The organism is Pseudomonas sp. IT-P258, from assembly GCF_949767825.1.
Taxonomy (GTDB): Bacteria; Pseudomonadota; Gammaproteobacteria; order Pseudomonadales; family Pseudomonadaceae; genus Aquipseudomonas; species Aquipseudomonas monachiensis.
The window spans coordinates 595,262-606,356 of record NZ_CATKPU010000021.1 but is presented as its reverse complement, the minus strand read 5'-3'; the positions used below and the strand labels follow the sequence as shown (position 1 = coordinate 606,356).

Below are 11,095 nucleotides of genomic sequence, written 5' to 3'. Positions count from 1 at the left end.
GGGATTGCTGTTGAAACTGCTGATTCTCGATCGGGACGGAGTGATCAATTACGACTCCGACGCTTACATCAAGTCGGTGGAGGAGTGGATTCCACTCCCCGGTTCGATCGAAGCCATCGCGCAGTTGAGCAAGGCCGGCTGGACGGTAGCGGTCGCTACCAACCAGTCGGGTATCGCTCGCGGCTATTACGACCTCGCCACCCTGGATGCCATGCACGAGCGCTTGCGCGCGCTGGTGGCGGAGCAGGGCGGTGAAGTCGGCCTGATCGTCTATTGCCCGCACGGGCCGGACGAAGGCTGCGATTGCCGCAAGCCGAAACCCGGGATGCTGAAAACCATCGCCGCTCATTACAACGTGTCGCTGACCAATCTCTGGTTCGTCGGCGACAGCCTTGGTGACCTGGAAGCCGCCAAAGCCGTCGATTCTCAGCCAGTTTTGGTAAAGACCGGGAAAGGCGAAAAGACTCAGGGCTTGACCCTTCCGGTTGGCACATTGATTTTTGACGATCTGGCGGCGATTGCCGCAGAACTTATCCACAATTAGAGTGCTTCTGAATTTCCTGGCAAAGGATTGATCAGGAGTGCGCTTTATACAGGCGGGTATTGCCCGCAACGGTAAACGTCACCATGTCGATATTGCAGGCCATCAGAACCTTCCTCTTTTACCTGCTGCTGGGCACCAGCTCCTTGCTGTGGTGCAGCCTGAGTTTTTTTATCGCGCCGTTTCTGCCATTCAAGGCACGTTATCGCTTCATCAACGTGTACTGGTGCCGCTGCGCCTTGTGGCTGAGCAAAGTGTTTTTGGGCATTCGCTACGAAGTGAAGGGGGCCGAGAACGTACCTGAACGGCCTTGCGTCATTCAGTCGAATCACCAGAGCACGTGGGAGACGTTCTTTCTCTCTGCCTACTTCTCGCCGCTGAGCCAGGTGCTCAAGCGTGAATTGCTCTATGTGCCGTTCTTCGGTTGGGCCATGGCCATGCTGCGACCGATCGCCATCGATCGCGACAACCCGAAAGCCGCACTCAAGCATGTGGCGCAAAAGGGTGATGAGTTGCTCAAGGACAATGTCTGGGTGCTGATCTTCCCCGAAGGCACGCGCGTTCCTTTCGGCACCGTTGGAAAGTTCTCGCGCGGTGGCAGCGCCTTGGCGGTCAACGCCGAATTGCCGGTGCTGCCAATTGCGCACAACGCAGGCAAGTTCTGGCCGAAAACCGGTTGGGTGAAGAAGCAGGGCGTCATCACTGTGATCATTGGCGAGCCGATGTATGCCGCAGGCACCGGACCGCGAGCCATCGCTGAATTGAACGACCGGGTCCAGGCGTGGAACGAGCAGATGCAACGGGAAATGGGCTCGCTACCACCGGCTCCGCAAGCGCCGGTTTCAAACGATCAGGTGGCTGTCTGAGATTCTGTGGATAACCTGTGTACCGTTTCATTGAAAATCGTCGTTTTTTGTATGTAACCTTATGATTTTTTTACATATTTTTTTGAATGATAAAAACCATAAAAACGTGCATAAGTTTTTTTTGGACGTAAAAAAACCGGCTGATATAGCCGGTTTTTTTATGCCTGGAACAAACACTGGCTGTCGACCTGACGGGGCGGCCTGGATCACCCGGTTTCATTCTGCATACAGCGGAATTTGCAGCCTGAATGTCTATCCCACCGAACTTAATCCGACACTCGATTCGCCCACAGATCGTGAGACAGGAGCCGCAACGGGACCGCGCGTTGCTCCGGCGAGACAATAAAAAAGGCCAACGCAATGCGTTGGCCTTTTCGTTGGTATCGACCGGGATCAGAAATCCAGGTTGGACACCGCCAAAGCGTTGCTCTCGATGAAGTCACGACGTGGTTCGACCGCATCACCCATCAGAGTGTTGAAGATCTGGTCCGCGCCAATGGCGTCTTCGATGGTCACTTTGAGCATCCGGCGCTGGCTTGGGTCCATGGTGGTTTCCCACAGCTGATCCGGGTTCATTTCGCCCAGACCTTTGTATCGCTGGATGGTGTGACGCTTGGTGCTTTCAGCCATCAGCCATTCAAGGGCTTCCTTGAACTCGGTCACCGGCTTCTTGCGCTCGCCACGCTGGATGTACGCGCCGTCGTCCAGCAGGGTGCTCAGTTGAGCGCCTAGCGAAACGACAGTCTTGTAATCGTTACTGCCGAAGAAGTCGCGGTTGAAGGTGACGTAGTTCGACAGGCCGTGGGAGATCAGTTCGACCTCTGGCAGCCACACACCACGCTCACGGTCTTCACGCAGGCTGGCCTTGTAGACCAGACCCGACTTCTCGACGGTGCGCAGACGCACTTCGTACTGGGCCAGCCAATCTTGCATCGCTGCGTGATCGGACAGTTGCTCCATGCTCACCGCTGGCAGGTAGATGAAGTGCTCGGTCAGCTCCTGTGGGTACAGGCGCGACAGACGCTTGAGGGTCTTCATCACCAGACGGAAGTCATTCACCAGGCGCTCGAGGGCTTCGCCGGAGATACCCGGTGCATCCTCATTCAGGTGCAGGCTCGCATCTTCCAGAGCCGACTGCGTCATGTACTCTTCCATGGCGTCGTCGTCTTTGATGTATTGCTCTTGCTTGCCTTTCTTGACCTTGTACAGCGGTGGCTGAGCGATGTAGATGTAGCCGCGTTCGATCAGCTCCGGTAACTGACGGAAGAAGAAGGTCAGCAGCAGGGTACGGATGTGCGAACCGTCGACGTCAGCATCGGTCATGATGATGATGTTGTGGTAACGCAGCTTGTCGATATTGTACTCGTCGCGGCCGATGCCGCAGCCCAGCGCGGTGATCAAGGTGCCTACTTCTTGCGAAGAGATCATCTTGTCAAAACGCGCCTTCTCGACGTTCAGGATCTTGCCCTTCAGCGGCAGGATGGCCTGGGTCCGACGGTTACGCCCCTGCTTGGCGGAGCCGCCAGCAGAGTCACCTTCCACGAGGTACAGTTCGGAAAGGGCAGGGTCTTTTTCCTGACAGTCAGCCAGTTTACCCGGCAGGCCGGCGATATCCAGCGCGCCTTTACGACGGGTCATTTCACGGGCTTTACGCGCCGCTTCACGAGCACGTGCCGCATCGATCATCTTGCCGACGACCAGCTTGGCTTCGTTCGGGTTTTCCAGCAGGAAGTCGGAGAAGTACTTGCCCATTTCCTGTTCGACCGCGGTCTTCACTTCGGAAGAAACCAACTTGTCTTTGGTCTGGGAACTGAACTTCGGATCCGGTACTTTCACCGAAATGATCGCGGTCAGGCCTTCACGGGCATCGTCACCGGTGGTCGCGACTTTGTGCTTTTTCGCCAGACCTTCGGCTTCGATGTAGGTATTAAGGTTACGCGTCAGTGCGGAACGGAAACCCACCAGGTGAGTACCGCCATCGCGCTGTGGAATGTTGTTGGTGAAACACAACAGGTTCTCGTTGAAGCTGTCGTTCCACTGCAAGGCGATTTCCACGCCGATGCCGTCTTCGCGCTGAATATTGAAGTGAAACACCTGGTTGACCGCAGTCTTGTTGGTGTTCAGGTATTCAACGAACGCTCGCAGGCCGCCTTCGTACTTGAACAACTCTTCCTTGCCGCTGCGCTCATCCTTGAGGACGATGCCGACACCGGAGTTGAGGAAGGACAGTTCACGAATCCGCTTGGCCAGGATGTCCCAGCTGAAGTGGATGTTCTTGAACGTCTCGGCCGATGGCTTGAAGTGAATCTGGGTGCCGGTGGTTTCACTCTCACCAACGATTTTCATCGGTTCTTGTGGAACACCGTGGACGTAAGTCTGTTCCCAGATTTTGCCGCTGCGGCGCACCGTAAGAACAAGCTCTTTGGACAGTGCGTTCACTACCGACACACCTACACCGTGCAGGCCACCGGATACTTTGTAGGAGTTGTCGTCGAACTTCCCGCCGGCATGCAGTACGGTCATGATGACCTCGGCTGCCGAAACACCTTCTTCTTTGTGCACGTCTACCGGGATGCCACGACCGTTGTCACGAACGGTTATGGACTCATCCGGGTGAATGATGATGCTGATGTCGTCGCAGTGGCCGGCGAGAGCTTCGTCGATCGAGTTATCGACCACTTCGAACACCATGTGGTGCAGACCGCTGCCATCGTCGGTGTCACCAATGTACATACCGGGACGTTTGCGTACGGCATCCAGGCCTTTCAGCACTTTAATGCTCGTTGAGTCGTACGTATTTTCTTCGCTCAATGCCTTCACTCCCGATGGTCGTGGGTCTGGGTGATACGGCCCTGTTCCACGTGGAACAGAGCGACTGGCGTTTCCGTCTGCCAGCCTTCCCTCAATAATTCGTGATCTACACAGGTGATAAAGACCTGGCAGCGTAAGTCTTCCAACAAGCGGCAAAGCGCGCGACGGTGGTGCTCGTCCAGTTCGGACGGCAAGTCATCCACCAGATAAATACACTGACCGCGTCGAGCCTGGCTGACCAAGTGACCTTGGGCAATCCGCAATGCGCAAACCACCAACTTCTGCTGGCCACGGGACAAGATGTCCGCAGCGTTATGCGCGCCCAGTCTGAGCCGCAAATCAGCACGTTGTGGTCCGGCCTGGGTATGCCCCATTTGCTGGTCCCGCTGAAGAGACCCGGCGAGCACAGTACTCAGTTCACGGTCCTTGTCCCAGCCGCGGTAATAGCTGAGCGTCAAGCCTTCAAGCTCAACCAGATCGCTCAAGGTTTGTTCAAAGACTGGTTTCAAGGCTTTGATATAAGCGCGGCGGTATTCATCAATTTCAGCGCTGGCCTGGCACAGTTCCCTGTCCCAAACCGCTTGCGAAACGGCGTCAAGTGTACCATGCCGAAGCCAAGAGTTTCTCTGGCGCAGGGCCTTCTGCAAGCGCTGCCAGGTTGACATGAAGCGCGGTTCCACGTGGAACACCCCCCAGTCAAGAAACTGCCGGCGAATCTTCGGTGCACCTTCCAGCAATCGAAAACTGTCCGGATTGATCAGCTGCAGTGGCAGGATCTCAGCCAGTTGCGCGGCGCTGCGAGCATTCTGCCCATCGATACGGATCTGGAATTCGCCCTGTCGATCCCGTGAGATGCCCAAGGCGCTATGCCCTCCCTCCGCTAGCTCAACCTGGCCAAAGACCGTACATGCCAGTTGTTCATATTGAATGACCGGCAACAGACGGGTGCTGCGAAACGAACGGGCAAGCCCCAGCAGATGGATGGCTTCCAGAACACTGGTTTTGCCGCTGCCGTTGGCGCCGTAAAGAATATTGATGCGGGGGGAGGGGGAGAAGGTCACCGGGTGCAGATTGCGCACCGCGGTGACCGAGACGCGACTTAAGGACATCTAGCTTCTGCTGGGCATGATTACAGACGCATCGGCATGACAACGTAGGCCGAGTCGTCGTTATCCGATTCCTGTACCAGCGCACTGCTGTTGGAGTCGGACAGGATCAGGCGAACCTGCTCGGTGGTCATCACGCCCAGTACGTCAAGCAGGTAGCTCACGTTGAAGCCGATTTCCAGGGAGCCGCCGTTGTATTCAACGCCCACTTCTTCTTCCGCTTCTTCCTGCTCCGGGTTGTTCGCCTGGATCTTCAGCTGACCGCTGGCCAGTTGCAGACGGATACCACGGTACTTCTCGTTGGACAGAATCGCGGTACGGCTGAACGCCTCGCGCAGAGCCTGGCGATCGCCAAGTACCAACTTGTCGCCGCCTTTAGGCAGAACACGCTCGTAGTCCGGGAATTTGCCGTCGACCAGTTTCGAGGTGAAGGTGAACTCACCAGTGGTGGCGCGGATGTGGTGCTGACCCAGCACGATGCTGACATTGCCGTCCGGCTCGGTGAGCAGGCGTGCCAGTTCGAGGATACCTTTGCGTGGCACGATGACCTGATGACGATCCGGCTGACCGATATCGGCCTGCATCGAGCACATGGCCAGACGGTGACCGTCGGTGGCCACGGCGCGGATCACACCAGCGGAGACTTCCAGCAGCATGCCGTTGAGGTAGTAGCGCACGTCCTGCTGGGCCATGGCGAAGCTGGTGCGTTCGATCAAACGACGCAGCTTGCTTTGCTCCAGGCTGCAGGTCAGCGAACCCGGGCCTTCTTCCACGGTAGGGAAGTCGTTGGCCGGCAGTGTCGACAGGGTGAAGCGGCTACGGCCAGCCTTGACCACAAGCTTTTGCTCGTCGACCTTGATGTCGATCAGCGCATCGTTCGGCAAGCTTTTGCAGATGTCCATCAGCTTGCGCGCCGGTACGGTGATGGAACCCGGATCCGCCGGCTCTTCGAGTTGAACACGACCAACCAGCTCGACTTCCAGGTCGGTACCGGTCAGCGACAATTGCTGGCCTTCGACAACCAGCAGCACGTTGGAAAGTACCGGCAAGGTCTGTCGGCGTTCGACGACGCCTGCGACCAGTTGCAGGGGTTTCAACAGGGCTTCGCGTTGAATGGTGAAATGCATGGTCTAGTCCCTTGCCTTAATAAGCTGCGCTGGTGTTCATCAAGTGGTCAGCGTACGCAGCAGGTTCTTGTAGTCCTCGCGGATGTCCGCGTCGGATTCCTTAAGTTCGTTGATCTTGCGGCACGCGTGCAAGACCGTTGTATGGTCGCGACCGCCAAACACATCGCCGATTTCCGGCAAGCTGTGGTTGGTCAGTTCCTTGGACAACGCCATGGCGACCTGACGCGGACGAGCGACCGAACGCGAACGACGTTTGGACAGCAAGTCGGAGATCTTGATCTTGTAGTACTCGGCGACAGTGCGCTGAATGTTATCCACAGAAACCAGTTTATCCTGCAACGCCAACAAGTCTTTAAGGGATTCGCGAATCAGCTCGATGGTGATGTCGCGCCCCATGAAGTGCGAGTGGGCGATCACACGCTTGAGCGCGCCTTCCAGCTCACGGACGTTGGAGCGAATGCGCTGGGCAATGAAGAACGCGGCGTCGTGAGGCAGCTCGACTTTGGCCTGATCGGCCTTCTTCATCAGGATCGCCACGCGGGTTTCCAGCTCCGGCGGCTCGACCGCAACGGTCAGGCCCCAGCCAAAACGGGATTTGAGGCGTTCTTCAAGGCCTTCGATTTCCTTCGGGTAGCGGTCACTGGTGAGAATGACCTGCTGGCCACCTTCGAGCAGGGCGTTGAAGGTGTGGAAAAACTCTTCCTGGGAACGTTCCTTGCGGGCGAAGAACTGAATGTCATCGATCAGCAACGCATCCACCGAACGGTAGAAGCGCTTGAATTCGTTGATCGCGTTCAGTTGCAGGGCCTTGACCATGTCCGCCACGAAACGCTCGGAATGCAGGTACACCACCTTGGCATTCGGGTTCTTCTTTAACAGATGGTTACCCACAGCATGCATCAAGTGGGTTTTACCCAGGCCGACGCCACCATAAAGGAAGAGTGGGTTGTAACCGTGCTTGGGGTTGTCTGCCACCTGCCAGGCGGCGGCGCGCGCCAACTGGTTGGATTTACCCTCAACGAAATTCTCAAAGGTAAAGGTGCGGTTCAGGTAACTGGTGTGCTTGAGCGCACCTTCGACCTGCACCGTACGTTGCTCGGCGCGCACAGGTGCCTGTTGCGAACTGGCACCGGCCATCGGGTCGAAGCTGTCACGTGAAGGTTCTTCTTCGGTGACCTCGGCCACTTTTTGCGTCGCACGCTTGGTCGACGCGGCGGCAGGTGCCGGCGACGGACTGGCGGGCGCTTGAGCAGCCTGGGCCTGGGAAGCCGCGGCAGCCAGGGGAGCATTGGGCGCGGCACGGGGTGCCGAACTGCGTTTGCTGCCTATTAATAAGGAAAGCGCTGGCGCCATGCCATTGCCGTGCTCATCGAGCAATTCGAGAACACGCCCCAGGTATTTTTCGTTGACCCAGTCCAGAACAAAACGATTGGGCGCATAGACACGCAACTCGTCGCCTTCGGCTTCGACCTGTAGTGGACGGATCCAAGTGTTGAATTGTTGGGCAGGCAGCTCATCGCGCAAAAGCTCCACGCACTGCTGCCAAAGTTCCACTGACACGGATATCCCCTAAGTTGAAAGCCGGTGAGGCAAAAACAAGCGGCCATTGTAGCGACCAGACGCCGACTTATCCACACGAAGGTGGTTCATCGACCAAGAAGAATCACCCTTTCATACGCAAAAAAGGCGACCAGTGGTCTGTGCATAAGCTCTGTGGATAACTGGGGTTAAGGTCGTTGCACAAGTGGGGGCGAAACTCGGTGGATAACCACCCTGTGGATAAAGCCTGCTTTCACACACAGGTTATCCGACAGCGCAGCACAGGCTGAACACTGTTTTCCACTGTAGTTGTCATTCTCTGTACAGCAGGTAAAACAAGGGTTGAATTGAGTTATCCACAGAAGGACGCGGGCCTAGCTTTTATAAGCTTTACAGAAAAGCTTTAAATACTTTCCTTTCTTATTTTTATATCTACGTAAGGTGCAAGCGCCGAAAAACCTCTGGAGATCTATTTATAAGGAAACGCTGGTTGGAAATTGACCTGAAGGCTTGCTTTCTCTAGAATCCCCGGTCTCTTAAAACGGGGGCCATTCCGGCCCGTTGTGGACGAACCAGGTAACACGACAATGAAACGTACTTTCCAACCAAGCACTATCAAACGCGCTCGTACCCACGGTTTCCGTGCTCGCATGGCTACCAAGAACGGTCGTGCCGTCCTGTCGCGTCGTCGCGCCAAAGGTCGTGCGCGTCTGGCAGTTTGATAATCCGGCACTGGAGGTGAGTCAGGACTTCAGTCGGGAAAAGCGTCTGCTTACCCCCCGGCAATTCAAGGCAGTCTTTGACTCCCCTACCGGCAAGGTTCCGGGGAAAAATCTCCTGCTCCTTGCGCGCAACAACGATCTTGATCACCCCCGTCTCGGGTTGGTTATCGGGAAAAAGAGCGTAAAGCTCTCCGTCGAGCGCAATCGCCTCAAACGTCTGATGCGCGAATCGTTTCGCCTGAACCAGGATTCACTGGTCGGCTGGGACATTGTTATCGTCGCGCGCAAAGGTTTGGGCGACGTAGAAAACCCCGAATTGATTCAGCATTTCGGCAAACTCTGGAAGCGTCTGGCTCGCAGTTCGCCGGTACCAGCAGTCAAAACCGAAACTGTAGGGGTAGACAGTCCAGATGCGTAAACTGGCACTCGTTCCGATCCAGTTTTACCGCTATGCCATTAGTCCTCTGATGGCCAGTCACTGTCGTTTCTACCCCAGTTGTTCCTGCTACGCGTTAGAAGCCATCGAAAATCATGGCCTTCTTCGCGGTGGCTGGCTGACCTTTCGTCGTTTAGGTCGCTGTCATCCGTGGAATCCCGGTGGTTATGACCCGGTTCCACCTATCCCTACCTCCCGTTCTTCTTCGATGGCCGAGTAATCATGGATATCAAACGCACGATCCTGATCGTCGCCCTGGCAATCGTGTCCTACGTTATGGTTCTTAAATGGAACCAGGACTATGGTCAGGCTGCCTTGCCGACTCAGAATGTTGCCTCCAGTACGACTGCACCGGGCCTGCCGGAAACGGCAACTGGCTCCAACGCTTCCGCCAGTGACGACATTCCACGTGCTGCAAGCGACACCAGCGCACCTGCCGAAACGCCGGTGGCTGTGAGCAAGGACCTCATCCAGATCAAAACGGATGTACTGGACCTGGCTATCGACCCACAAGGCGGCGATGTTGCCCAGTTGACCCTGCCGCTGTATCCGCGTCGTCAGGATCACCCGGAAATTCCGTTCCAGCTGTTCGATAACGGCGGCGAACGTACTTATCTGGCGCAAAGCGGTCTGATCGGCACCAACGGTCCGGATGCAAATCCGGCCGGTCGTCCGGTTTATTCCTCGGAGAAGAAGGTTTATCAACTGGCTGACGGTCAGGACCAAATGGTCGTAGACCTTAAGTTCAGCAAGGACGGCGTCAACTACATCAAGCGTTTCACCGTGAAACGTGGCTTGTATGACGTAACCGTTTCCTACCTGATCGACAACCAGAGCGCCCAGCCCTGGACCGGTGCGATGTTCGCCCAGTTGAAGCGCGACGCCAGCGCCGATCCTTCGTCGACCACGGCTACCGGCACCGCGACCTACCTGGGCGCCGCCCTGTGGACAAGTTCCGAGCCGTACAAGAAAGTGTCCATGAAGGACATGGACAAGGCGCCGCTCAAAGAAACCGTCACTGGCGGTTGGGTTGCCTGGTTGCAGCACTACTTCGTGACCGCATGGATTCCGGCCAAGGGCGAAAACAACGTCGTCCAGACCCGTAAAGACAGCAAAGGCAACTACATCATCGGCTATACCGGCCCATCGATGAGTGTTGCACCGGGTGCCAAGGCCGAGACCAGCGCTGTTCTTTACGCCGGTCCGAAAAGCCAGGCCGTGCTCAAAGAGTTGTCCCCAGGTCTGGAACTGACGGTCGACTACGGCATTCTGTGGTTCATCGCCCAACCGATCTTCTGGTTGTTGCAACACATCCACGCCATTGTGGGTAACTGGGGCTGGTCGATCATCTTCCTGACCATGCTGATCAAAGGGATCTTCTTCCCGCTGTCGGCTGCCAGCTACAAATCCATGGCGCGCATGCGTGCAGTGGCACCGAAACTGGCTGCACTGAAAGAGCAACATGGCGATGACCGGCAGAAAATGTCGCAAGCCATGATGGAGCTGTACAAGAAAGAGAAGATCAATCCGCTGGGTGGTTGCTTGCCAATCCTCGTGCAGATGCCGGTTTTCCTCTCGCTGTACTGGGTTCTGCTGGAAAGCGTCGAGATGCGTCAGGCTCCGTTCATGCTGTGGATTACTGACCTGTCGATCAAGGATCCGTTCTTCATTCTGCCGATCATCATGGGTGCAACCATGTTCATCCAGCAGCAGCTGAACCCGACTCCTCCGGATCCGATGCAGGCCAAGGTGATGAAGCTGATGCCGATCATCTTCACCTTCTTCTTCCTGTGGTTCCCGGCCGGTCTGGTGCTGTACTGGGTAGTGAACAACTGCCTGTCGATCGCCCAACAGTGGTACATCACACGTAAGATCGAAGCAGCCGCTAAAGCAGCTGCCTGATTTACACTGTGGATAACCACTCAAAACGCCCCCTAGTGGGGCGTT

10 protein-coding genes are annotated in these 11,095 nt (G+C 56.3%); 6 read left to right on the top strand and 4 right to left on the bottom strand.

What is annotated here, in order from left to right:
- Window positions 1-4: 4 nt before the first annotated feature.
- Together gmhB and ACM6G4_RS10075 are read left to right on the top strand one after the other, a co-directional pair.
- A complete protein-coding gene (gene gmhB, locus ACM6G4_RS10080; protein ID WP_177336487.1) occupies window positions 5-544 on the top strand; it encodes a D-glycero-beta-D-manno-heptose 1,7-bisphosphate 7-phosphatase in 540 nt (179 codons plus the stop codon).
- 83 nt (window positions 545-627) lie between these two features.
- Window positions 628-1,407: a lysophospholipid acyltransferase family protein gene (locus ACM6G4_RS10075; RefSeq protein WP_056726768.1), complete on the top strand. Its 780-nt coding sequence runs from the start codon at window positions 628-630 to the stop codon at window positions 1,405-1,407.
- A gap of 393 nt (window positions 1,408-1,800) precedes the next feature.
- Here the strand turns inward: ACM6G4_RS10075 and gyrB are convergent, their stop codons facing one another.
- Genes gyrB through dnaA form a run of 4 tightly spaced genes read right to left on the bottom strand, consistent with a single transcriptional unit; the run spans window position 1,801 to window position 8,011 of the window.
- The gene (gene gyrB / locus ACM6G4_RS10070; RefSeq protein WP_056727026.1) at window positions 1,801-4,218 is read right to left on the bottom strand and encodes a DNA topoisomerase (ATP-hydrolyzing) subunit B; all 2,418 of its coding nucleotides are present in this window, start codon (window positions 4,216-4,218) and stop codon (window positions 1,801-1,803) included.
- 5 nt (window positions 4,219-4,223) lie between these two features.
- Window positions 4,224-5,327 carry a DNA replication/repair protein RecF gene (recF, locus tag ACM6G4_RS10065; RefSeq protein WP_056726769.1) on the bottom strand — a complete coding sequence of 368 codons (1,104 nt, stop codon included), beginning with the start codon at window positions 5,325-5,327 and terminating at the stop codon, window positions 4,224-4,226.
- A gap of 20 nt (window positions 5,328-5,347) precedes the next feature.
- Window positions 5,348-6,451, bottom strand: a complete 1,104-nt coding sequence (gene dnaN / locus ACM6G4_RS10060; protein ID WP_007969885.1) for a DNA polymerase III subunit beta — start codon at window positions 6,449-6,451, stop codon at window positions 5,348-5,350.
- A gap of 39 nt (window positions 6,452-6,490) precedes the next feature.
- Window positions 6,491-8,011 carry a chromosomal replication initiator protein DnaA gene (gene dnaA / locus ACM6G4_RS10055; RefSeq protein WP_056726770.1) on the bottom strand — a complete coding sequence of 507 codons (1,521 nt, stop codon included), beginning with the start codon at window positions 8,009-8,011 and terminating at the stop codon, window positions 6,491-6,493.
- A 566-nt stretch (window positions 8,012-8,577) separates the two neighbouring features.
- Here dnaA and rpmH point away from each other — a divergent pair.
- The 4 genes from rpmH to yidC are packed head-to-tail and all read left to right on the top strand — an operon-like array spanning window position 8,578 to window position 11,050.
- Entirely contained in the window at window positions 8,578-8,712 is a 135-nt protein-coding gene (gene rpmH / locus ACM6G4_RS10050) for a 50S ribosomal protein L34 (RefSeq protein ID WP_003213577.1), read from the top strand.
- Window positions 8,713-8,728: 16 nt separating this feature from the next.
- Window positions 8,729-9,130, top strand: a complete 402-nt coding sequence (gene rnpA / locus ACM6G4_RS10045; protein ID WP_056727027.1) for a ribonuclease P protein component — start codon at window positions 8,729-8,731, stop codon at window positions 9,128-9,130.
- Window positions 9,123-9,368 (top strand): membrane protein insertion efficiency factor YidD, encoded by a 246-nt coding sequence (gene yidD / locus ACM6G4_RS10040; RefSeq protein WP_010207715.1) that lies wholly within the window; start codon window positions 9,123-9,125, stop codon window positions 9,366-9,368. The genes rnpA and yidD overlap by 8 nt, the downstream gene beginning before the upstream one ends.
- 2 nt (window positions 9,369-9,370) lie before the next feature.
- Window positions 9,371-11,050 (top strand): membrane protein insertase YidC, encoded by a 1,680-nt coding sequence (yidC, locus tag ACM6G4_RS10035; protein WP_056726771.1) that lies wholly within the window; start codon window positions 9,371-9,373, stop codon window positions 11,048-11,050.
- The last annotated feature ends 45 nt before the right edge of the window (window positions 11,051-11,095 follow it).